General features: G+C 56.2%; 19 protein-coding genes, 1 tRNA gene and 1 riboswitch. Of the genes, 10 read left to right on the top strand and 10 right to left on the bottom strand.

Annotated elements, in window-relative coordinates:
- Window positions 1-22 precede the first annotated feature (22 nt).
- Together AC8GDA_RS03970 and AC8GDA_RS03965 are read left to right on the top strand one after the other, a co-directional pair.
- Window positions 23-2,707 (top strand): DUF3987 domain-containing protein, encoded by a 2,685-nt coding sequence (locus AC8GDA_RS03970; protein WP_506557010.1) that lies wholly within the window; start codon window positions 23-25, stop codon window positions 2,705-2,707.
- A 10-nt stretch (window positions 2,708-2,717) separates the two neighbouring features.
- Window positions 2,718-3,056, top strand: coding sequence for an HGGxSTG domain-containing protein (locus AC8GDA_RS03965; protein ID WP_506557009.1), 339 nt, complete (start codon window positions 2,718-2,720; stop codon window positions 3,054-3,056).
- Between the two features lie 110 nt (window positions 3,057-3,166).
- On the opposite strand, the gene AC8GDA_RS03960 is transcribed toward AC8GDA_RS03965, so the two are convergent.
- The 3 genes from AC8GDA_RS03960 to AC8GDA_RS03950 are packed head-to-tail and all read right to left on the bottom strand — an operon-like array spanning window position 3,167 to window position 7,276.
- Window positions 3,167-6,067, bottom strand: coding sequence for a CHAT domain-containing protein (locus tag AC8GDA_RS03960; protein ID WP_506557008.1), 2,901 nt, complete (start codon window positions 6,065-6,067; stop codon window positions 3,167-3,169).
- Window positions 6,068-6,107: 40 nt separating this feature from the next.
- Entirely contained in the window at window positions 6,108-6,752 is a 645-nt protein-coding gene (locus AC8GDA_RS03955; protein WP_506557007.1) for a hypothetical protein, read from the bottom strand.
- A gap of 5 nt (window positions 6,753-6,757) precedes the next feature.
- Complete coding sequence (locus AC8GDA_RS03950; protein WP_506557006.1) at window positions 6,758-7,276, bottom strand: RNA polymerase sigma factor; 519 nt, start codon at window positions 7,274-7,276, stop codon at window positions 6,758-6,760.
- 393 nt (window positions 7,277-7,669) lie between these two features.
- Here AC8GDA_RS03950 and AC8GDA_RS03945 point away from each other — a divergent pair, with 393 nt between their 5' ends.
- The 5 genes from AC8GDA_RS03945 (at window position 7,670) to AC8GDA_RS03925 (ending at window position 11,037) form a co-directional block, all read left to right on the top strand.
- The gene (locus tag AC8GDA_RS03945) at window positions 7,670-7,954 is read left to right on the top strand and encodes a hypothetical protein (RefSeq protein ID WP_506557005.1); all 285 of its coding nucleotides are present in this window, start codon (window positions 7,670-7,672) and stop codon (window positions 7,952-7,954) included.
- Window positions 7,955-8,173: 219 nt separating this feature from the next.
- A complete protein-coding gene (locus tag AC8GDA_RS03940; RefSeq protein ID WP_506557004.1) occupies window positions 8,174-8,794 on the top strand; it encodes a hypothetical protein in 621 nt (206 codons plus the stop codon).
- A gap of 11 nt (window positions 8,795-8,805) precedes the next feature.
- Complete coding sequence (locus AC8GDA_RS03935; protein ID WP_506557003.1) at window positions 8,806-9,747, top strand: DUF4407 domain-containing protein; 942 nt, start codon at window positions 8,806-8,808, stop codon at window positions 9,745-9,747.
- 173 nt (window positions 9,748-9,920) lie between these two features.
- Window positions 9,921-10,029, top strand: a riboswitch (SAM-I-IV-variant riboswitch).
- A gap of 56 nt (window positions 10,030-10,085) precedes the next feature.
- Window positions 10,086-10,643, top strand: a complete 558-nt coding sequence (locus AC8GDA_RS03930; RefSeq protein ID WP_506557002.1) for a hypothetical protein — start codon at window positions 10,086-10,088, stop codon at window positions 10,641-10,643.
- A 79-nt stretch (window positions 10,644-10,722) separates the two neighbouring features.
- Complete coding sequence (locus AC8GDA_RS03925; protein WP_506557001.1) at window positions 10,723-11,037, top strand: hypothetical protein; 315 nt, start codon at window positions 10,723-10,725, stop codon at window positions 11,035-11,037.
- A 710-nt stretch (window positions 11,038-11,747) separates the two neighbouring features.
- Here the strand turns inward: AC8GDA_RS03925 and AC8GDA_RS03920 are convergent.
- The 4 genes from AC8GDA_RS03920 to AC8GDA_RS03905 form a co-directional block, all read right to left on the bottom strand.
- Window positions 11,748-11,837 (bottom strand) — tRNA-Ser (locus tag AC8GDA_RS03920).
- Between the two features lie 12 nt (window positions 11,838-11,849).
- Window positions 11,850-13,145: a serine--tRNA ligase gene (serS, locus tag AC8GDA_RS03915; protein ID WP_506557000.1), complete on the bottom strand. Its 1,296-nt coding sequence runs from the start codon at window positions 13,143-13,145 to the stop codon at window positions 11,850-11,852.
- Window positions 13,146-13,239: 94 nt separating this feature from the next.
- Complete coding sequence (gene lolA, locus AC8GDA_RS03910) at window positions 13,240-13,956, bottom strand: outer membrane lipoprotein periplasmic chaperone LolA (protein WP_506556999.1); 717 nt, start codon at window positions 13,954-13,956, stop codon at window positions 13,240-13,242.
- The gene (locus AC8GDA_RS03905; protein ID WP_506557189.1) at window positions 13,925-16,234 is read right to left on the bottom strand and encodes a DNA translocase FtsK; all 2,310 of its coding nucleotides are present in this window, start codon (window positions 16,232-16,234) and stop codon (window positions 13,925-13,927) included. The genes lolA and AC8GDA_RS03905 overlap by 32 nt, the downstream gene beginning before the upstream one ends.
- 185 nt (window positions 16,235-16,419) lie before the next feature.
- Here AC8GDA_RS03905 and trxB point away from each other — a divergent pair, with 185 nt between their 5' ends.
- Both trxB and AC8GDA_RS03895 read left to right on the top strand, forming a co-directional pair.
- Complete coding sequence (gene trxB, locus AC8GDA_RS03900; protein ID WP_506556998.1) at window positions 16,420-17,376, top strand: thioredoxin-disulfide reductase; 957 nt, start codon at window positions 16,420-16,422, stop codon at window positions 17,374-17,376.
- Window positions 17,360-17,905, top strand: coding sequence for a Smr/MutS family protein (locus AC8GDA_RS03895; RefSeq protein ID WP_506556997.1), 546 nt, complete (start codon window positions 17,360-17,362; stop codon window positions 17,903-17,905). The genes trxB and AC8GDA_RS03895 overlap by 17 nt, the downstream gene beginning before the upstream one ends.
- Before the next feature lie 10 nt (window positions 17,906-17,915).
- Here AC8GDA_RS03895 and AC8GDA_RS03890 read toward each other — a convergent pair whose 3' ends face one another.
- Both AC8GDA_RS03890 and AC8GDA_RS03885 read right to left on the bottom strand, forming a co-directional pair.
- On the bottom strand, window positions 17,916-18,254 hold the full coding sequence (locus AC8GDA_RS03890; RefSeq protein WP_506556996.1) for a P-II family nitrogen regulator: 339 nt from the start codon (window positions 18,252-18,254) through the stop codon (window positions 17,916-17,918).
- The gene (locus AC8GDA_RS03885) at window positions 18,251-19,900 is read right to left on the bottom strand and encodes an NAD+ synthase (protein WP_506556995.1); all 1,650 of its coding nucleotides are present in this window, start codon (window positions 19,898-19,900) and stop codon (window positions 18,251-18,253) included. Before AC8GDA_RS03885 ends, AC8GDA_RS03890 begins: the two co-directional genes overlap by 4 nt.
- A 14-nt stretch (window positions 19,901-19,914) precedes the next feature.
- On the opposite strand from AC8GDA_RS03885, the gene AC8GDA_RS03880 reads away from it, so the two are divergent.
- Window positions 19,915-21,084 carry a GNAT family N-acetyltransferase gene (locus AC8GDA_RS03880; protein ID WP_506556994.1) on the top strand — a complete coding sequence of 390 codons (1,170 nt, stop codon included), beginning with the start codon at window positions 19,915-19,917 and terminating at the stop codon, window positions 21,082-21,084.
- Here the strand turns inward: AC8GDA_RS03880 and ppa are convergent.
- On the bottom strand, window positions 21,068-21,601 hold the full coding sequence (gene ppa / locus AC8GDA_RS03875) for an inorganic diphosphatase (RefSeq protein WP_506556993.1): 534 nt from the start codon (window positions 21,599-21,601) through the stop codon (window positions 21,068-21,070). The genes AC8GDA_RS03880 and ppa overlap by 17 nt on opposite strands.
- Window positions 21,602-21,718: the final 117 nt, after the last annotated feature.

Raw genomic sequence — 21,718 nt, 5'->3', positions numbered from 1 at the left:
TCTTTCGGTGGAAGGAACAGCGATGAGCGATCAAGAAATGCAAGAAACCTTCCTACAAAAAGTTCGCCAGGGTCCTGGCTACGTCGCAAGAGCAGTCAAAGGCGAGCCGTGGCAGCAAGAGTGGTGTGAGGATCACGAGCAGATGTTGTTTTTTACCGAGGACTATCAGGACTCTCACAACATTTACTTCAGTATGGCGACCTACTCCAGTCGTCTCAACACCCGGGATGCTGACTTTGCTGATTACCTCTGCTCGTTCTGGGCCGATGTCGATCGGCACGAGAACTCTCCCTACAAGAGCGATGAAGAGATTGAAGACGCCATCAATGAGTTTCTCAAGAAGACGGGCCTACCCCGCCCGACAATCTGGCACTACACCGGATATGGAATCCATATCTACTGGCCGCTTTCTGCTGCCATCCCTCGGGATGAGTGGTTAACGATTGCCGAGAAACTTCAAGCTTTGCTCGACACGCTAAAAGTCGGTGCAGACCCGATCACAGCAGATGCATCTCGGGTTCTTCGGATGCCGTTTACCAGGAACTTCAGGGATCCCGATAACCCCGTAGCAACGAGACTCGATATTCGTGACCGAGAGCTCATATCGGTTGATGACTTTACTGTCAGGCTCTCGAAGGCAATCAAGTTGTTCCCACCACCAGCGAGAACTGCCAGTACCAGGCCAGTTTCGACTGGCCTTCCTCACACACCGGAGAACGTCGCCATGGTTACGGCCATGCTGGCTTTTCTAGATCCAGACCCAGCTGATGCAAGCACGGGGAATCGTCACAAGTGGATGCGACTCATTTGGAGCATCGCAGCGACGGGATGGGGTGACTATGCCTACGACATTGCAAGGAAATGGAGTGAGTCGGGCGACCTCTTTGATGAGGTTGACTTTAACGGTGTCTGGGATTCATACGATCCGAATCGCCAGGTAGGTGATAAGGGAAGTATTGGCTTCGGCACGCTGATTTACTACGCACGTGAAGCTGGTTACTCTGGACCCACTCCGCAATCTCAAAGCCAGCAAACAGCCCCCAAGAGTGAAGGGGCTCCGATCCACCTCGTAGATATTGGGTCGGTCGATAGCTCCTTTGACGGCTGGCCCCAACCAATGCCCTTACCCGATGGACTGCTGCCCGTCGAAGAGCTTGATCCGACTACCCTCCCCAGCACCATCTCTGACGCAATCGTCGACATCTCTGAACGCCTGAACTGCCCGATCGAGTTCGTGGCTATTCCTGTGCTGACTGCTGCCGGCATCGCACTCGGAAATCGAATAGGCGTCTTACCAAAGCGATTTGATGATAGCTGGGAGGTTTACGCAGGCTTCTGGGGCGGAATCGTTGGCAGCCCGGGCTCAATGAAGACTCCTGCTCAGAACGAGTCATTCCGCTGCCTTCACCATCTTGAGGAACAGGCGGGTGCCGCCTACGCTCAAGCAATTGACGTGTACAACAAGGACATGAAGGTCTACGACAAGCAAGTCAAAGACTTTAAAAACGGCAAAACAACTGTCTGGCCGAAGGAGCCGAGCAAACCCCCGAAAGTCCGCTACATCGTGAATGATGTGACCTATCAAGCGTTGGGTGAAATACTGGCTGAGAACCCCTCGGGGGTTTTAGCATTGGCCGACGAGATGTCGGGTCTTCTGCAGAGTCTCGATACACCGGGGCAAGAAGCTGCCAGAGGATTCTTCCTGCAGGGATGGGGCGGGCGGGGCAACTACACATTCGACCGTATAACTCGCGGAACTGTGGTGTTGAAGAACTACATGCTTGCCCTATTTGGTGGCTTTCAGCCTGACCGAATCAAGCTCTATGTCAGAGCCGCATCCTCGGGGAGTTCGCAGAATGACGGACTGATGCAACGGTTTCAACTCCTCGTCTGGCCGGACCTACCAGAGGAAGTAAACATCGTGGACCGGCAGCCGGATAGAGCTGCAATAAACAAGATGGAGTCAGCCATTATTCAGCTCCGATCCACGGCCACCGCAGGACTTGCGCAATCCCACAAGAACAGTACCGGGGCAAGTCTTCTTCACTTTGACGACCAGGCACAGACTCTCTTTGACAACTGGTTTCGAAAGAACGAGATCATGTTGAGAGAGGGCGATCTCAGCCAAGCTGAGCACAGCCACTTTGCAAAGTACCGAAGCCTAGTACCAGGGCTCGCTTTGGTGTTTCATCTACTGGAAGGACACAGCGGGGACATTTGCTCCAGCTGTCTCGATAACGCTCTGCGGGTAGCGGCAGTCCTTAAGTCGCATGCTCACAGAGTCTATGCATCGGTCTATGGCCTTGATAACGAACCTGCACGTACCCTCGCTAAACGACTACTCAAAGGGGATCTTCAGTCTGGCTTCACCGCCAGAACCGTTTACTCGAAAGGTTGGTATGGCTTGAGTAGGGCGAATGTCACGCCGGCATTGGAACAACTATCGGAGTTAGGCTGGCTGAGGGAGGTCGTGCCGCAGACCGGAGGACGTCCAACAATCCAATACTTGATTAATCCGAACATCTCAGCTGACCTGCTCAGTAGACCTTTTGTGGGTTTTGACGGTACCCCCCCACCCTCCTTCCCACATGAATTTGATGAAAAAAATGAAAAAAATAGAGGGGGGGTACCCACAAAACCATCAAAAGTCGGTTCAAGGGGTCCTGTGGATATATCTACTCAGACTGATCGAACGGGCCTCCAATAGGATGTAAAACATGTCAACAAACTTAACAATGTCAACCGCTGGTGGCCGGATCATATGTAAACAATGCCAAGCAGAGAGCCGTCGGACTCAGCAGCAATGTAAAGCGCCAGCAATAAAGGGCAAGAACGTCTGCCGATCCCATGGTGGCTCGTCCACCGGCCCCAAGACCGAGCAAGGCCGGCAACGTTGCGCCGAGGCCAAGACAATTCATGGCGAAGAGACAAGAGCCAAGCGGGCCGAGAGAAGCCGCAAGTCTGCCGAGTTTTACCAACTGGTGGCGCTAGGCAACTCCATCGGGCTGTTTAACGGGAAAGTGGCTCTGAAAGGCAGACCCCCCAAGGGGGGTTGAAACAGGGGGCAACTAGGGCGGATTAGTGTGTGAGACAGTCCATCTAATCTGCCACGAGACCGCATGGTTCATAGAACTACAAAGAAGTCTCTTGGGCGGCAGAGAAGCACTTACTGTCTGGTGAACAGAGTGAACCCACTCCAATAAAAGGGGTGCTGATACTGGCCCAGTCTCGATCTCATAGCGGAGTTGAAAACATTTGGGTAAGCCTTCTGAAGGCCGTTTAGTTGTTCCTCATTAGCGCCCTTGAAGATTTGTTTCGTCTGCTCGAGTGCCGATGAAACTGATAAAGATCGATCTAGTAAAAGAGTGTAAAAAATCTTCATAAAATCAGACGTTGACTGATCTCCGACCTCCCAAAGGGTGCCAATCACGTTACTTACCCCAAGTCGAGATAAGACGCCAGCCACGCTTTCAAACACGTCATAGTGCGTGTCAAGCGTCTTGTCAGATATCGCCGTTTGACAAGCCGAAAGAGTGAGAAGATGAATACTCCCGGCGCGTTGCTCAGATGCTAACAGCTCGTCAACCTTGAACAGCGTGCCGTCACCCAGGAGCAGTCCTGAGTCGCGGTCTTTGGAACCCTTCAACTGAAAATGGGTAGCAACATGAATGATCAAGCGCTCCTGACTTAGGCTGTGAGCGAAGGATGCCCTAGAAAAATCAGAATCGATGTGGACTGACCGCTTTACGCTCTTAGGAATCCCTCTGAAAGGAAAGCCCGCGACGAACCTCGCCTCTTCTCCTGCAGCCGGGAGAGGCGCAAAGCCACGCACCCCTTTTGTATTCGCGAAAGCATCAATTCCCCCAACTGAGCGGGCCGGTCTGGCTGGAGGCCCGGAGACAGTGGCGTTTCCGATCAAACGGTATCCAGACCCGAGTTCGAAGAAGGAATGTGGCACTGTGGACAGAATGTCATCCCCAATCAGGTAGACATCCTTTCCTCTGAAAAAGCCTATCGACTGACGAATGGGAGCAATCACGAGGCGGTCAAACTCAAGCTGAGCGGCCTGCCATTCTGGCGCCCTCTGAGATGTGGAAATCAGCAAATGAAAGGCCACCTCCCGAAGGCGTTTTTTACTCAAGTTGATTACAACTTGCTTAGATCTATCCCCTTCCAGGAGCGTTGCAACGATCCTATCGCTCTGAACGGAAGCTATGAGAACGGGAACATCGTTCCGTAATCTCGGCGCCTTGGAGGGTAATTCAATCTTTCGAGGGGGACTGCTGTCTTTGAGGAGACTTACGAACCGGAGTCTGAACTTACGCTCCACCTCGGCTATCCCATCAGACACCTGCTGCCTCTGAGAGGCGTCTGCTGTGGTGGAAAGGCTTCGATAAATTCGCTGAAGTGCACGGTACTCACTTCTGTATGACTCGAGAGCGCGAAGAACACCTCTCTCATACTCAGTGAGCGCTACTAGTGACTGAACGCGAAGTCGGGGGCTTGACTTCGCTGAAACGAACTCGCCTAATTCGGACTCCTTTAATATCCGAACGAGTCCCTCACCGCTCGCATTATCGCCGATCCGAAAAAAGAAATCAGCCCCGTCCTGAAGGTCCTCCTTGTGAGCTGAGAGAAAAGAGCCGAATACCTCCAATGACGAAGCATCAAACTGTTGCCGAACCTCGTTTAGTCCATTTGCAAATAACTTGAGAAAAAAACTCTTCGCCGGACTCTCTAATCCAGTTATAGCGTCTATATTAAGCATGAACTTGGAGAACGAAAAGCGTGAGGAAAGGCTTTCTGAATGCATGAAATTTATGAAACCAACGAGAGGTGCCGATTTCATGAAGAATTCATCGATCTGCTTTTCGGCATCGAGGAGATGACGAGGGCGTGTAGAAGCGAGCTCTCTCAGGTCAGTAAAATGCGAAGTCACCGCTAAAAGCTTAGCTTCGGCGCCGATAGCGACATGATGTTGATATTCAGCAGACAAGCGATCAATCTCGGATAAGGCTTGCCTGCGGGCGGCCTCATCAAAATCAAGCTTAACGACAAGTTTGTATAGCGACGTGTGGTCTAGCTTTGAAGCACCACTTCCCGAGCCCGTTGCGAAACCACGCAACTGTCTCCTTACGCTCTCATCCTCCGGAGATCTCGATGAACCGACATCCGATGAGATCAAACTGAATTGATCTAGCCGCTCCGATGCCTTTTCTAACACCTCTTTCTCGCGACCATAATCGACGAGAAACTCCAAAATTTTAAGCTCCACTGCCCATGCGATATGAAAAAAATTTGTATTCTTCTCGCTGCTCGAATACCGGTAAAAAGTTCTTTCCAGATCCTTCTGGATTTCCTTTGCAGTTGAGTACGCCACCTTAAGCTCAAGCTTTTGCCTCGCGATATTAAACTCCAAGAGCTTATCCATGACCTTAAGATAACTATCCAAGACGTCGCCACCCAAACCGAAATCTCGACGAGATTTCGATAGTTGCCCCATTGCTTTTCGCAAGGCCAACCTTGAAGCCTCAAAGTTACCCGAGTCCAGCTCATCCTTCGAAACTCCGACATGAAAAAGATGCATCCCTTCATTGCAGCCAGTAAAGGAGCCGCAAGCAGCTAACTTTTGTTGTATCTGTTTCAGAAACTCAATCCGCGGTAGCGGCACAGGTCTACCGGCGTTAAAGCTTACCGAGAGAAGAGCAAGCACATCCTCAAAAATGTCAAATCCATCGTCGTCAGTCCTGCTTACCCTGGGTTTCAGTAAAACTGCGAAGGCTTTGCTTTGTCGGGTGAAATCTAGTGGCAGTCCATGATCAACAACGGAAACAAAAGTTTTTCTTAAGACGTACCGTTTCAAATCATCGGGTAGCTTCGATGTGGCGGCCATCGCGAGAAACTCTTCGGTCTTCCGGGAGACGTCTAATGCAGCCTGATAAAAATCCGCTGAAGGGAGTTCTCTCGTTGACCGAATAAGCGTGCTGACGGCCTCATAGCGCCTAGCAACTTCCTCGTTGCTGATTGAATTCGAATCCTGTCCAAAGGCTACGGAGTTGCCCGCCAATGGAAAATAAACGGCGAAAAGTAGTCCAACTAAAAACCCCCTAGCGATCGACAACTTTCACCTTCACATTTCCAGAGACCTCGAGTGGAATCCCCGCCAAGGCCCGGAAAGCAACATGCGAGGGGGATTTTGCTTCGAGACCAATCACAACTATCACGGGGGTTCCCCCTTCGCTGATCGCAAGTACTGTTAAGCCACCTCCAATGGCGCTCTCTATAATGTCGCTCCGTAGCGTAATCGGATCTTTAGATGCGACCTCAAAACGGGGAATCTGGGGGCTAGCTATGAGCGCTCGGAGACCTCCATCCATCGTCCCCACTTGGTCCAGACGAAAAACAGCCTCGGATCCTCGCAAAGGGTCTGTAGCTCCCATGTTTGAATCTAACTGTGATGCTTGAAACGTTGTAACGGAGACAAGACCAAAAATAAGCGCGAAGGATGCATAAACGTATACAGGTGATGCCAGTGATTTGCCGATTTGCGTTACCCATCCCAAACCCAAACGGTCTACCCAGTTAACACTCTGTTGAGCACTCGAAGCGGGGGCTGTGCCTTGGTGCTTTTTAAAAATGCGATTGAGAGAGGCATCGTCGTCGAGCCTGTCTATTCCCAGATCTTTATCCATTTCGTCGAAGGCCTTCAGGATCTGGCGCTCTTGTTGTTCGGTAAAAAGATTCTTTTCCATAACTTTCAATCCTTACACTCTTCTAGATAGGGCCTAATCTTCTTCTTACATTGATAGATGTACTGCTTAGTAGCCTCTAAGGTCCGAGAAATCGCCTCAGCAATCTTAATTATTGGCAAACCCTGTAACTGCATTCGAACCACGTACGCTGCATCGGGATAGTCAGCTTCAAATTCATGTAGCCGCCGTCTAACACAGTCATCACGCAGCCCTGCGTCCCCCAACTCACCTTCGTAGCCGCCCCGGGTGAAATCCTCGTCGTCATCACTTGGATCCTTCCCAATCACCCGCTTACTTCTATACGAACTCGTTAACAGGTTAAGCGTCTTGTTACGGCACACGGTGAGTAGGAAGGCGAGCGGGCTATCCAAATGATCACCATTAAGAATCTTCTGCCATAGCGCCTCAAAAGAGTCCTGGACCAATTCATTGGCCTCTTCGGGAGTTGCGCCCCATCGATAGACAAGCCTAACCAAACGCTTTCGTTGCTCTAGATAAAGCTTTCCAAACTCTTCTTTACTCATGTGCTCCAACCTATATGACAGGTAACCAGTGCAAAAGTGAGGGTGCGGCTAAAAATTTATCTACCGCTTCGGTTCGAGATAATAATTTCTAAGTAAATTCAACGACTTAAGATCGCATGTAATCCCGGGGCCTTCCGATCCGCACCAACAAATTAGACCACCCTTTCCCTTCCCAGACTATAGCGTCAGGTCTCGTAATCAATCGTCATAGTCGACAGGCCCAACTCTCCCCCACAGACCGAGTGCTCGCTCTGAAGTTTTTCACCCTACACCCTCACATCGCCACTATCGGTCTGTCTTAGAGAGCATGGGAGGTTGTGAGGGGCCCTCACATTCCACCTCCTGAGTTGTCTTCGTAGGTAACAGTAAAAAAAAAGAGACAGGAGGGTAAAGATGTTCACCAAACACGCTTTGAAGAGATGTCAGCAGCGAGCCATACCCCTGAACCTCTGCGACCTCGTGCTTGAGTTTGGGGAATACAGATATGACAAGCACGGAGCACGAATCTGGTTTGTAACAAAGCGCTCGATCGAAAAGATCGGACATGAGTTTGGTATCGATGAGGTCAAACGGCTTGAAAAGAAAAAGAACATCTTCCTAGTTGAGGCGTTGGATACGAATGCTGTCATTACGGTTGGCCATAGCTTTCGAGCAAGTAAGTCGGTCAGCCGCCACTAGAGAACGCAGTGCCTGAGCGTTGAATCAGGTGTCCCCTAAACCTTAGGGACTTAAACAAGGGCTTGGCTGGTGATGAAGCACCAGCGGTTGGGAGTACCGCCAACCGAGGATATGCGTCCTCAGTAGATAAAAACGGGTCTGCTAGTTCAGTACTAGCACTGATGATGCCGATAAAGGCGAAACCCAGCTCAGAGTCCACAACCACCGGAGAAATTAAAAATGCAATTAAGCAACCTAAAGTTTTGGCAGTGGGACAAGAAAGATCAAGAAGAGCAAACGGCGCTCAACACCCCTGTCCCTGTCGAGCCCGCCGTTGATTCGACGGTCGTGAGGCTACCCCTGGAGACGCCCCTTGATAACCCGACAGGTATGTCAGGCATGCTCCCCACCTCCGACAGTATGTACATAAACATCCGGTCAAAACCTGCACAGACCGGACCAATGACTGCGGAGCCGATAACTGAATTCTTTACTCGAAATTTTGTTAACTATGGCCGGTACGCAGGAGCAACGCAGAGAACACACGAGGCACAAGCGCTGGGTTTGGCCGCAGTTATGTCTCAGTTTCAGAACGCAATCTCACTGGTTATCAACGAAAAGCGAGGCAAACTAGACACTCTCCTCAACGTCGCAGCACAGTCGGAGGGGGTCTCAGACATTGTGAGTACGCAGCTGCACCTGGCACAGCAGAAGCTGGATAGAGATATCGCCATCCTGCGTGAGCAAATGGAATTATCAGGGGAGCGTCGCGGCTGGATTCTGTCCGCTCTAAACGAGTACAGAATTGGCTTCGACAGGGGTCTTCGTGAAGCGGTTAATGCCGAACTTCTCGGTCTGTGAGGGAGATAAAGATGAACAACAAACAAAGAGTCTCCCCTTACCTTTGCAAAGTCATCGGGGAATCACAGGAGCGAGCAACCCGTTTTCACATCTCGACCATAAGGCGTACAGAAGCGTTTGCAATCGCAATCCATATTCCCGTCCTTGTTTGGGCAGTGACAGGTTATCTGATTGCAACCGGTGTGTTTGCTCTTTCAGCGTCAACTTCCGCAATGGTCGCCTTTGGATGTGCGTCAATTGTTTACCTAGTTGAGCGACTGGTATTGGCTACGCCAAGGTCATTCATAGTGTCGGTGGTTAGGTTCGTGATTGGTTGTGTTATTGCCCTGCTCGGCGCATCAGCCGTTGACCTAGTGATCTTTGAAAGGGAGATTGAAAAGCAGCTAATCGTCTCAAAGCGATTGGAAATAGAGTCGGAGCATCAGAAAAAGGTCGTCGCCCAGGCGGAGCTAACGGAGCAAAGACGTTCAGATTGGCAGCGGGCTCAGGAGAAGGCGAACTGTGAGGCCAATGGAACATGCGGAAGTCGCATCAGGAGCACTGGCCCCGTGTATCGTGAACTGGCTCGGCACGCTGATTTCCTCCAGGCCGAGTACGTTGCTGCGAGCGCTCAGCTAAATCTGCTGCGTGCAACTAAAGACCGTGCTCTAGCAGCGTTTGATGCAGCCCCACCGTCCTCGATAGATGCCGGACTACTAACAAGAGTTAAGGCCTTACATGACTACACAACGAGCAGCTCAATTGCCCAGGCGGCATGGGCTGTCTTCTTTCTCTTAGTGCTGTCCTTCGAGCTAATGGTTGTCTTCTGCAAAATGGTCTTTGATGAGACGGTTGACGACGAGATTGAGAAAATTCGAGAGAACATAAGTCAAGAGAAGGCTCGAAGCTACAGAGACGCAGTAGTCAATCCCCAAGCCGGCGCAATAGCGTTAATCGACGCCTCCTACAACTAAAAATTGTAGAGATCAGGGCATCGTCCCTGATCTCACAAATATCAGTAGGGTAAAAGAACGAGTGAACTGTCGACCCAGAGAATTGGTATGACCAAGGGTTTGCACCTCGTTGGTGCAGAGCAACTCTCTTTCACAAAACTTCTTGACGCCGCGATTTCAACACCACAGACTTATAGGTACATAAAGAGTCTGGGCTGACGCCCTCGCCAACCTGCCCTTCCCGGGCAAGGTGGTTCGCCTGTAAAGGCAATGTGACCGGCAACGGTAACCAAGCGGGAAGCGTCAGCCCTCTCATCCGTAGAGGGCTTTTTCATTTCTGGCCCTCCCTATAAACATCGATGGAGGGTTACGAAATGGGGCAGCAATCCCCGAATGAGTTTGACCTGAAAGTTGACCTTGCAGGTTCGGCTAGAGAGCCGTTTGCAAGGGTTCAGATCTGGGTGGATGGCATGCAGGTGGGCAAAGGAAATGCAATCAACTTCACGGCCCTGTTGAATGCCTCACTCTCCTCAGGACGACACTTTGTCTTTACCTGCCAATGTGGCGTTGCGGGCTGTGCTGGGATCGAAGATGGAGTGGAGGTGGAAGTGGAGGGGTCTTGGGTTCGCTGGACGCTAAGGTTTCCTCAGAGTACGGATCTGTTTGATGGAGACATTGGTCACTGGAGAAAGGCAGTCAAACCAACCGTCTGGCTCTTTGAGCAGCAGGAGATGCTCAAAGAGATTCGTCAAGAACTGGTGTATGCGGACTACCACCACCCATACAGGACGGAGTACAGCGCCCATGGGGTTCGCCGCAGACACTTGGCAAGGATGATTGAGAAGATTGACCGGCGGATGGCTCGTCTGAAGAAGCCACAGTGGTACCCAACGGAGACTGACTATGTAGTGAACTAAGGGAGGGCCTTGTGCCCTCCCGAGTACGGGGGATTTATTCCAAATTGCCAGCCCGTGCATGTTGCAGCACCGGCTAAACATGGAGATTGAGATGAGTGCATTGAACTGTCGCTTGGGCGACTTGGCTGTAACCGTGAAGGCAGAGATCCCCGAGAATCTTGGGAATATCGTCCGGATCGTTGGGTTTTTTGGCGTTAAGAGGTGGTACGGCTTCAAAGAGCCTATCCCTCTCTGGGAGGTCGAGGCAGTGGCAGGCGGTCGACTGGTCTATGAGTACGAGGGGGGAGTTCGGGCGTACAGATCGCAGGGACACATCCCGGATGCCTTCTTAAAGCCCATCACGCCCCTCAAGCAGTCCGAAGAGTCAGAACAGGAGGTGTGCCTTGAATCCTAGGCCATCCCCACAGTGGTTCTTCAAACAGTCCGTACAGCGTTACGAGAGCCACTTTCGGCGCAAGGTTCCACAGTGGGTACAAGCCCTCGGCAACGAACCGGTTCGCTCACTGGTCGGCGTGGCCATCAGGCTGGGCTGGAAGTTGCCCCCACAAGTTCTTATTGCAGAGGAGTGCTACTCGGGGTCTGAGAGCCTGTGGTCGCAAAGAATCACGAGGCTAGACGTTCAGACGGAGCATCTGATTAGAAACCGGCCTCTGGATCTGATGAGTCTGCCATTTGACCCCGCTCAGGCTGCCGCCCGTGCATGTATGAGGAAGGAAGGGGGTTCCTAGGCGTTGTTGGCACGCTTGATGCTGCATTAAAACCAAGGCCGACGGTTCTCTGACAACCACACACACGGAACCCTATCCATTGGGTCAGAGCAAACCTGTCGGTCTTTTTCATTCAACTTGCGATCTCTGCGTGCACTCAAAAAGAGTCACGTCGTTTGAGCACAATCGACTGTATGGGGGTGCGCTAGGTACCATCAACCGGATTAGGGGGGTGCCCCCGGGGTGGGGTCGGCCTAGTTGGAATTTTGATGGGGGTGGACTCAGGTTAGAGATAACACCCCAGCCCCACACCCTGACGTCAGGAAGACTACTTGGTGGGTTGATTGGTGGGTAGGAGCATCAAGCTGCCTTTAAACCCTTTAAATTAATTACTAGCTGGCGGAGAGGGTGGGATTCGAACCCACGGTACGGTTACCCGTACGCCTGATTTCGAGTCAGGTACATTCGACCACTCTGCCACCTCTCCGCGAAGCCGCGATTATAGCCTCTCCAAACCGCCCATATAGGGCAGCAGCGCCTTGGGCACGCGGATGCTGCCATCGGCCTGCTGGTAGTTCTCCAAGACCGCCACGAGTGTGCGGCCCACCGCCAGCCCTGAGCCATTCAGGGTGTGGATAAACTCATTTCTGGTCTTGCCACCCTCACCCACCCGCTTCACTCGAGCCTGCATGCGTCGGGCCTGAAAGGCCTCGCAATTGCTCACGCTCGAAATTTCTCGATAGGCCTTCTGCGCTGGCAGCCACACCTCCAGGTCGTAGGTTTTTGCAGCCCCAAAGCCCATGTCACCAGTGCACAAGAGCATGACCCGATAAGGCAACTCGAGGCCCTGAAGAATCGACTCCGCATGGCCGACCATCTCCTCGAGCGCGTTGTAGCTGGTTTCTGCAGCCACCAACTGCACCATCTCCACCTTGTCGAACTGATGCTGGCGAATCATGCCGCGCGTGTCTCGGCCATACGAGCCCGCCTCACTTCTAAAGCAGGGCGTATGTGCGGTGAGACGCATCGGAAGGGCAGACTCTTCCAGCAGTTCATCACGCACCAAGTTCGTGAGCGACACCTCGGAGGTCGGGATGAGATAGAGCCCATCTGAGTCACCCTCTTGGCCGCCCTTCCTCACCGCAAACAAATCGTCTGCGAACTTGGGCAACTGCCCCGTGCCATAGAGGGTGGCGCTATTCACAATGTAGGGCGTGTAGCACTCGGTGTAGCCGTTGCGCGTGGTCTGCACATCCAGCATGTATTGCGCCAACGCGCGATGAAGCCTCGCCACTGCACCCTGCATGAACGTAAACCGAGACCCCGAGAGCTTCACACCCGCGTCGAAATTTAGACCAATGCGAGCACCGAGGTCTACATGGTCTGCAGGAGAAAAATCGAATTCGGCGGGCTGACCCCAGCGACGCACCTCGACATTGTCGTCGGCGGACTTACCCACGGGAACGGTGTCGTGAGGCAGATTCGGGATGCTGGCAAGCCAGGCATCGAGGTCGGCCTGAATGGCAGCAAGTTCAGCCTCCGCGGCAGACAACTGCTCCGGCAATGCGGCCACCTGGGCCATGAGTGCACTGGCATCTTCCCCTTTGGCCTTGGCCTGACCGATCTGTTTGGAGAGCGCATTTCGGCTCGCCTGCAGGGCCTCGGTCTGGAGCTGCACACCCTTGCGGCGGGCCTCCAAGGCATCAAAGGCCTGGGTGTCCAGGTCGTAGCCCCGAGCCGCAAGGCCTTTGGCCACAGCCGCACTGTCTTTACGAAGCAGTTGAATGTCGATCATTGGTTATTTTCGTTTTTCTGGCGCAGGGCCGCTTATTTTTCAGCGATTTTACGTTCAAGTCCTCGATCCACCGGTGCACACAAGGCCTTGGCCGTCACTGCGGCGGGCGCAACCACTCGACGCCTGCGGGTGCCTTGAATTCAAAGGTGCCCGCGGGCAAGGCGGCATTGCGCCGCTGCGCCGAGAGCGTGACCTTGCTGCGCCGGCCCATGGCATCCACCAACAAAAACTGTGCAATCTGACCCTCACGGCTCAGGCCCACCTCCAGGGCCGAGAGCGTCTCTGAGGCCTCACGCGGCTTGACCGACACCCAAGAGAGGCCATCTCGGTCTGGCAGCCCTGCGAGCTCAAACCGCTCGCGCACCAGGCGCTCCGCATCTGGGCCCGCCAACAGCAGCAAGCCGGCAGGGCTGGCCATCTGGGCTGCATCGATGCGCCGCACTGTCACCTGGGCAAGGTCCGGGTCGTAGAGCAGGAACTCATCGCCACGGATGAGTTGCAGCTGTGGGTAAGGCTTCTGAACCTCCCAACGGAACCGGCCCGGACGTGCGAGCGCAAGCACGCCGGAGAAGCGCATCACGCGTCCCGACGGTGAGGCCTGCTCATGAAGAAAGTTGGCCTGCAGGCTTTGGATGTCTCGAAGCGCCGTGATGAGTCGCTCCTCTGGACCCGCAATGACCTCCACAACGGGCTGGGCCTGAACCGCGCCCGGCCAAGGCCCGAAGGCCGCGGCACCGAGCCAAGCCAAGGCCAGGCCAAGTGCCTCTCTACGCGTGGGCTTATTCACGACCTGCAGGCACGAGGATGTCACGGTTGCCATTGGACTGCATGGGTGAGACGAGGCCTGCCTTCTCCATGGCCTCTAGCAGCCGTGCAGCGCGGTTGTATCCAATTCGCAGGTGGCGCTGCACGAGCGAGATGGATGCTCGGCGGTGCTGCAACACCACAGCCACGGCCTCGTCATAGAGGGCATCGGACTCAGGGTCTTGGCTGCCACTGCCTGCATCCAGCCCCGCGGTGAAGACGCCCCCGGCCTCTGGGTCTGCCCCCGCCAGAATTTGATCGTCGTACTGCGCGCCACCAGCCTCACGGAGCCGTTGCACCACGGCCAAGACCTCTTCATCGGCCACGAAGGCGCCGTGAATGCGGGTGGGAATGCCAGCGCCAGCTGCCAAGAACAGCATGTCGCCCTGGCCGAGCAGGGCCTCGGCGCCCATCTGGTCGAGAATCGTGCGCGAATCGATCTTGCTGGAGACCTGGAAGGAGATTCGGGAAGGGATGTTCGCCTTGATCAGCCCCGTGATGACATCGACCGAAGGGCGCTGGGTGGCCAAAATCAGATGAATGCCTGCAGCCCTGGCCTTCTGGGCCAGCCGAGCAATGAGTTCTTCAATCTTCTTGCCCACCACCATCATGAGGTCGGCAAGTTCATCAATGACGACCACGATTTGGGGCAACGGCTGCAGCGGCTTGGCCTCTCCAGCCGCCACCATCTCCTCGGTGGCCAGCGGATCGAGAATGGGCTTGCCCTTGCGCAAGGCATCTTCAACGCGCTGGTTGAAGCTGGCCAGCCCCCGCGTATTGAGCTTGCTCATCAGACGGTAGCGGCGCTCCATTTCCCCGACACACCAATGCAGAGCATTGGCGGCCAATTTCATGTCAGTGACCACGGGCGTGAGCAGGTGCGGAATGCCCTCGTAGATCGAGAGCTCGAGCATCTTCGGGTCGATCAGGATGAGCCGAATGCGGTCGGCCGGCGCGTGATAGAGCAACGAGAGCAGCATCGCGTTGACACCAACCGACTTGCCCGAGCCGGTGGTACCCGCCACCAGCAGATGGGGCATCTTCGCGAGGTCCACCACGGCGGGACCTCCCGAGATGTCCTTGCCAAGCGCCAACGGCAGCGATGCACCACTGTCTTGGAAGGCCTTCGAACCGATGATCTCAGACAGGCGCACCGTCTGGCGACGCGGGTTTGGAAGCTCAAGGCCCATCAAGTTCTTGCCAGGAATGGTCTCGACCACCCGCACACTGGTGAGGGAGAGGGCTCGTGCCAGGTCTCTGGCGAGGTTCACAATCTGAGAACCCTTCACGCCAGAGGCAGGCTCAATCTCGTAGCGCGTGATCACAGGACCCGGCTGGGCACTGACCACGCGCACGCTGATTCCGAAATCGTTCAGCCGGTTCTCGATGAGCCGAGAGGTGAACTGCAGGGTGTCCGCGGGAACCGGCTCTGCGCGGCCAGTGACGGCCTCAAGCAAGGACAATTCCGGCATCGGGTGGGAGCCTGCGATGGGATCGGCTGCAAAAAGGTCGTCTTGCTTGCTCTGAAAGACTGCCTCTGGTGTAGGGCGAGCGGGCTCCACCTGCGCCACTGGCATGAGGTCGATCTCGGCCTCCGGACGAACCCTTCGCTTGATCTCGATGCGCTCGGCCCGCTTCTCTGCAATGGAGGCGCCCAGCCGGCGGTCCTGACGCGCCTGAAACCAGGCCCGCACAACCTCCACACTGCGCTCAGTGTTCTGGCCCAAGGACTCGAAGAGTCCAATCCATGAGAAGCGCAGAAAGAGACTCAGGCCCACGAAAAATGACACCAGTGCCACCAGCGTGAGGCCTGTCTGGCCCATCAACCACTCCAGGGTACTGCCCAGAAAGCTGCCCACGGCCCCGCCGGGGATGTTCGCGAAGAAGCTGTCGCCGAGCCCGAGGCGCTGGGCCTCCAAGGCCGCACTCGAGACCATGAGCAGAAGAAAGCCCCAGAGCCGGGAGGGCACCGCCAGAGGCAACGACGATTGGGCCGCAAGGCGTTGGGCAGGATCCGACAGTGCCTGTTGACGGCGCATGCCCGCTGCAAGACACCATGCATCCCAGGCGAGCACCAGTGCCAAGAGCACGAGCCAGGCCGAGGACAAGCCCAGCATGAACACCAGGCCATCGGCCAGGGCTGCGCCAAATCGGCCCAGCCAATTCTGGGGTGCCATGCCTGCGGAGACTTGGAACCAACCTTGGTCATTGGGCGAGAAGCTCAACAGGGAGAGTGCCAACACGGCTGCCACCGCGGCCCAGACGATCCAGGCGAGATCGGCCATCCACGGGGGCACCCAGGCGGCGGCCCTGTCTGCGGAGCGGCGCGGGGTGGCCGAGCGCGTTGGAGCGGACTTGGAGACAGCCGTGCGGCTGCGGGTTTTGTTCAAAGAAGGGGGCATGGGCGCGTGTGAAAGACCTCCGTTCTTATAATTGTCCCTTATTCCTTCCTCGGCGCTTAACCTCCACCATGTCCCAACACCATCGACTTCTCATTCTGGGCTCTGGCCCAGCCGGATACACCGCTGCCATTTACGCAGCCCGCGCGAATCTCCAGCCTGTGCTTATCACTGGCATGGCGCAGGGCGGCCAGCTGATGACCACCACCGATGTCGAGAACTGGCCCGCTGATGCCGATGGCGTTCAGGGGCCCGAACTCATGAGCCGGTTCCTGGCCCATGCGGAGCGTTTTCAGACCCAGATTCTCTTTGATCACATTCACACCGCAGCCCTGAGTGAAAAGCCCATTCGGCTGGTTGGCGATGCGGACGAGTACACCTGCGATGCCTTGATCATCGCCACGGGGGCCTCGGCCATGTACCTGGGCCTGCCCTCCGAGGAGGCCTTCATGGGCCGCGGGGTCTCGGCCTGCGCCACCTGCGATGGCTTCTTCTACAAAGGTCAGGATGTCTGCGTGGTGGGCGGTGGGAACTCGGCGGTGGAAGAGGCCCTCTACCTCTCGAACATCGCCAAGACCGTCACGGTCATTCACCGCCGAGAGAAGTTTCGAGCCGAACCCATCCTGATTGATCGCCTCATGGCCAAGGTTCAGGAGGGGCATGTGCGACTCGTCCTCAACAGCACAGTGGATGAAGTCCTCGGCAACGAATCCGGCGTCACGGCGGTTCGCGTTCAACGCCAAGACGGCAGCAAAGAGGACATCTCAGTCCATGGCCTGTTCGTGGCCATCGGCCATCGGCCCAACACCGAGATCTTTGAAGGCCAGCTCCACATGAACAATGGCTACATCAAAACCTTGGCCGGTCTCGAGGGAAACGCCACCGCCACGAATGTGCCGGGCGTATTTGCAGCTGGCGATGTGCAAGACCACATCTATCGGCAGGCCATCACGAGCGCCGGAACCGGCTGCATGGCGGCACTCGATGCCCAACGCTACCTTGAAGCACTCGGTGACCAAGGCCACTGACGAGGAGATTGCGCTCTTTCGCGCGGCGGTGGCCAATGCCACCCCTGTGGAAGACCCTCGTCATCCAGCTGTGCACCAGCGGCCTCGTCCGCTCCCCATCCCACGCCAACGCATGGCCGATGAGGCCAGGGCCCTGGATGAAAGCCGCCTCTCCGATCTCACGCCCGAGACGCTCCTCGACAGCGACGAGACCCTCTCGTTTGCACGAAACGGCATTTCATCCGATACCCTGCGGCGACTGCGTCGTGGCCACTGGACGATTCAGGCCGAGCTAGACCTCCACGGGCTGCGCAGTGACGAGGCCCGCATGGCCTTCTCCGATTTCATTCGTGACTGTCACCGAAAAGATCGGCGCTGCCTTCGCATCATCCACGGCAAAGGCCTTGGATCGATTGGCCGAGAGCCCGTCTTGAAGAACAAGGTGCGCGCCTGGCTCATGCAGAAGGACGAGGTGCTCGCTTTTTGCCAGGCACCCGGCCACGAGGGCGGCTCAGGCGCAGTGCTGGTGCTGCTGCGATCGGCCGCTTAGGCAGCCTCGGCTAGACCGCTTCGTCGCCAGTCTCACCGGTGCGAATGCGCACCACCTGCTCCATGGCCTGCACGAAGATCTTGCCATCGCCAATGCGGCCCGTTCGGGCGGCCTCCACGATGGCCTCCACCACACGATCGGCCATGTCGTCTCTCACCACGGCCTCGATGCGAACCTTCGGCAGAAAATCCACCACATACTCGGCACCCCGATAGACCTCGGTGTGCCCCTTCTGACGACCGAAGCCCTTGACATCAGTCACGGTCAGGCCGGAGACCCCGAGCTCGCCAAGGGCCTCCCGGACTTCATCGAGCTTAAATGGTTTGACAATCGCGGTGATGAGTTTCATTGGAAAAACTCCTTCTCGGTGAATCGATTGGTGATGGGGAATCGCCAGTCGCGGCCAAAGGCCCGCTTGCTGATGCGCGGGCCGGGGGCGGCCTGACGACGCTTGTACTCGTTGGATCGAACCAGCCGAATCACCTGCGAGAGCAGCTCGCGAGAAAAGCCAGCCTCCAGCAAGTCTGCCACGGACTGCCCATCCTCCACGAACCGCTGCAAGACCTCATCGAGCTGATCATAGGGCGGAAGAGAGTCTTGATCGGTCTGGTCGGACCGCAGTTCTGCAGATGGAGGCCGCGTGAGAATGCGCTCCGGGATGACCTTCCCCGTGCCCTGGGCCAGACCCCTGGCGTTGCGCATGTGCGAGAGGCTGTAGACCTGGCGCTTGAGGAGGTCTTTGATGACAGCATAACCACCAGCCATGTCCCCGTAGAGGGTGCAGTAGCCAACCGCCATTTCTGATTTATTTCCGGTGGTGAGCACCAGCCGGCCCTTTTTGTTCGAGATGGCCATGAGCAGCACCCCGCGAATGCGCGACTGCAGGTTCTCCTCGGTGGTGTCGACTGGCAGGCCTTTAAAGAGTGGGGCAAGGGTAGATTCCAAGGCTGTGAAGGCGGGCGTGATGGGTAAATCGTGGAGCGTGACGCCGAGGGCTGCGGCACATGCCTTGGCATCCTCAAGGCTCATGGGTGCGGTGTAGGCCGAGGGCATCATCACCGCTGTGACCTGGTCTGCACCCAGTGCATCCACGGCAATGGCCAGCGTCAACGCAGAATCTATGCCACCCGACAGGCCAATGATCCCGCCCTGAAAGCCGTTCTTTCGAACATAGTCTCGGGTGCCCATGACGAGTGCCTCGTAGATCTGCTCGTCGGGCGACATGGCCGGAGCCGTGTCAGCCCCGGCGATAAGCCCATCGTCGCCGATGGTGAGCAATAGATCGTCCTCCACGAACCGATTGGCCCTGGCCACCACCTCGCCAGATGAATTCGTGGCGAAGCTGTCGCCATCGAAGATGAGTTCGTCTTGACCACCCACCAGGTTGCACATCACCGCCACCAGACCTCGGTCGTTGACATGGCGGTGCACGACATCGAGCCGCTCGAGCTCTTTGTTCATATGAAAGGGCGATGCATTGAGGACCAGCAAGACCTGTGCACCCTCTGCCTTGGCCATGGCCGGGCCACGCGGGAACCAGACATCCTCACAGATGTTGACCCCAAACCGAATGCCCTTTGACTCAAAGACCAGAGGAGCTCCATCGGCCTGGAAATACCGTTGCTCGTCAAAGACGGCATAGTTGGGCAGTTCGAGCTTGCCGTAGACCCCGAGCACCTGGCCCTCACGAAAGACCGTGGCGGCATTGAAGACATGACCATCGTGCAGCCGAGGGTGACCCACCACCACCGCCAGGCCTGGCCATTGGGCGCTCGCCTGAACCAGCTCCTCGAGGACTTCTTGGCTTCTGCGCAAGAATGCGGGTCTCAAGACCAAGTCTTCCGGGGGGTATCCCACCAAGGAAAGCTCGGGGGTCAGGAGAATAGAGGCCGAATGCTTGAGGGCGCGCTGCGCGGCGGCCTTGATTTTTTCGGCATTGCCGGTCACGTCGCCAACAGTGGCGTTGATCTGGGCGACCAGCAATTGGAGTGACATTTTTGAATTATCGCATGCAGGTTTTCGAGCGTTTTGCCCAAGTCCCGGCCGATGCATGGGGTCAACTCCTGGCTGCCTCACCACTGGCCACGCCCTTCATGCGAGCCGATTTCCTTCTGGCCATGGAGACGAGTCTGAGCGCCTGTCCGGACACGGGCTGGCAGGCCCGCCCTGCCCTCCTGTTTGATGAATCCGACCGAATCGTGGGTGCGGTACCGCTCTTCGCGAAGGGCCATAGCTATGGCGAGTATGTCTTCGACTGGGCCTGGGCCCGGGCCTATGAGGAGGCCGGGCTGCCTTACTTCCCCAAATGGCTTGTGGCCAGCCCATTTAGCCCTGTGCCGGGCAGCAGGCTTTTGGCAGCAGGCCCCGAGGCACGCCTTGGTCTGGCGGCAGGCCTCACAGACCTTGTGCGCCAGTCGGGCTGGTCATCAGCCCATGTGCTGTTTGGCCATGAAACAGACCACCAGGCGCTCTCTCAAGCGGGCTGGCTGCTGCGCAAGGGCGTTCAATTCCATTGGCAGCATCGAGGCTACCGAGACTTCAACGATTTTCTCGAGTCGCTCACCCAGCCCAAGCGCAAGAAAATTCGAGCCGAGCGACGCCGCGTGGCCGAGGCCGGCATCACCTGCAGCGTCACCTGTGGGCAGGCCATCACCGATGCCGACTGGGCTTTCTTCTATCGGTGCTACTGCCAGACCTATTTTGATCGGGGCAACCCGCCCTACCTCACCGAGGGCTTCTTCGAGCAGATTCGGCGCAGCATGCCCGAGACCCTGGTGTTGGCCATGGCCCACCGAGGCAGCACGCCGGTGGCCTGTGCCCTCTTGCTTCGCGGGACCGACCAGGGCCGCTCCGTGGCCTACGGGCGCTATTGGGGGGCCGTGGAGCAGGTGCCGATGCTGCATTTTGAGCTCGCCTACTACACGCCGTTGGAGTGGGCCATCTCATCGGGCATCGACCGCATCGAGGGCGGCGCCCAAGGGGAGCACAAGATGGCCAGGGGCTTTGACCCCGTGGAGACATGGTCATCTCACTGGATCTCACGACCAGAGTTTCGAGACGCGGTGGCGCGCTTCCTGGCGCGCGAACAAGGCGGCGTGGATGCCTATCTATCGGAACTCGATGACCGTCGCCCCTTCCGAGGCGAGGTCGTGAGCCAAGGGCTCAGCCGCCCTTCTTGAACCGGGCCACGCCGTTGGAGATCTCGGCCTTGGCTGCCTCAGGGCCTTCCCAGCCCTTAATTTTGACCCACTTGCCCTTCTCTAAATCTTTGTAGTGCTCAAAGAAATGCTGGATCTGATGCAGTCGCTCGGGCGCGATGTCCTCTGGTTTTCTCCAGTGCTTGTAGATGGGGAGGATTTTGTCGGTGGGCACGGCCAAGACCTTGGCATCGCCGCCGGCCTCATCGTCCATCTGCAGCACGCCGATGGCTCGGCAGGCCACAACCGCGCCACCCGCGACCGGAAACGGCGTGATCACGAGCACGTCCACCGGGTCGCCGTCGTCTGAGATGGTCTCTGGCACATAGCCGTAATTGCACGGGTAGTGCATGGAGGTCATCATGAAACGGTCCACGAAGAGGGTGCCCGTGTCCTTGTCGACCTCATACTTGATTGGATCGCTGTGGGCTGGGATTTCGATGATGACGTTGAATTCCTCAGGAACTCGGTCTCCTGGAGGCACACTTTTGAGGGACATGGCAGATGCTTTCGAGAAAAAAGAAAAGGGAGTTGCGGGAATCATAAGGGATTCCCCCAATCCGCTCCAAGGCAAAAAGGGCAAGACTCTCGTCACCCAATCCATTTGAGGAGTGAT

The sequence above is a fragment of the Hahnella aquatica (SeqCode) genome (assembly GCF_965194505.1).
GTDB lineage: Bacteria > Pseudomonadota > Gammaproteobacteria > Burkholderiales > Burkholderiaceae_A > Hahnella > Hahnella aquatica.
Note: the sequence above shows the minus strand (reverse complement) of the source record. Positions and strands in the feature narration are given on the sequence as shown.

Excerpts from the sequence above, each read along its gene's own strand:
- AC8GDA_RS03970 (WP_506557010.1), top strand. The coding sequence starts at position 23 with ATGAGCGATCAAGAAATGCAAGAAACCTTCCTACAAAAAGTTCGCCAG.
- AC8GDA_RS03965 (WP_506557009.1), top strand. The coding sequence starts at position 2,718 with ATGTCAACAAACTTAACAATGTCAACCGCTGGTGGCCGGATCATATGT.
- AC8GDA_RS03955 (WP_506557007.1), bottom strand. The coding sequence starts at position 6,752 with ATGGAAAAGAATCTTTTTACCGAACAACAAGAGCGCCAGATCCTGAAG.
- AC8GDA_RS03950 (WP_506557006.1), bottom strand. The coding sequence starts at position 7,276 with ATGAGTAAAGAAGAGTTTGGAAAGCTTTATCTAGAGCAACGAAAGCGT.
- AC8GDA_RS03945 (WP_506557005.1), top strand. The coding sequence starts at position 7,670 with ATGTTCACCAAACACGCTTTGAAGAGATGTCAGCAGCGAGCCATACCC.
- AC8GDA_RS03940 (WP_506557004.1), top strand. The coding sequence starts at position 8,174 with ATGCAATTAAGCAACCTAAAGTTTTGGCAGTGGGACAAGAAAGATCAA.
- AC8GDA_RS03935 (WP_506557003.1), top strand. The coding sequence starts at position 8,806 with ATGAACAACAAACAAAGAGTCTCCCCTTACCTTTGCAAAGTCATCGGG.
- AC8GDA_RS03930 (WP_506557002.1), top strand. The coding sequence starts at position 10,086 with ATGGAGGGTTACGAAATGGGGCAGCAATCCCCGAATGAGTTTGACCTG.
- AC8GDA_RS03925 (WP_506557001.1), top strand. The coding sequence starts at position 10,723 with ATGGAGATTGAGATGAGTGCATTGAACTGTCGCTTGGGCGACTTGGCT.
- serS (WP_506557000.1), bottom strand. The coding sequence starts at position 13,145 with ATGATCGACATTCAACTGCTTCGTAAAGACAGTGCGGCTGTGGCCAAA.
- AC8GDA_RS03905 (WP_506557189.1), bottom strand. The coding sequence starts at position 16,234 with ATGGCCGATCTCGCCTGGATCGTCTGGGCCGCGGTGGCAGCCGTGTTG.
- trxB (WP_506556998.1), top strand. The coding sequence starts at position 16,420 with ATGTCCCAACACCATCGACTTCTCATTCTGGGCTCTGGCCCAGCCGGA.
- AC8GDA_RS03890 (WP_506556996.1), bottom strand. The coding sequence starts at position 18,254 with ATGAAACTCATCACCGCGATTGTCAAACCATTTAAGCTCGATGAAGTC.
- AC8GDA_RS03885 (WP_506556995.1), bottom strand. The coding sequence starts at position 19,900 with ATGTCACTCCAATTGCTGGTCGCCCAGATCAACGCCACTGTTGGCGAC.
- AC8GDA_RS03880 (WP_506556994.1), top strand. The coding sequence starts at position 19,915 with ATGCAGGTTTTCGAGCGTTTTGCCCAAGTCCCGGCCGATGCATGGGGT.
- ppa (WP_506556993.1), bottom strand. The coding sequence starts at position 21,601 with ATGTCCCTCAAAAGTGTGCCTCCAGGAGACCGAGTTCCTGAGGAATTC.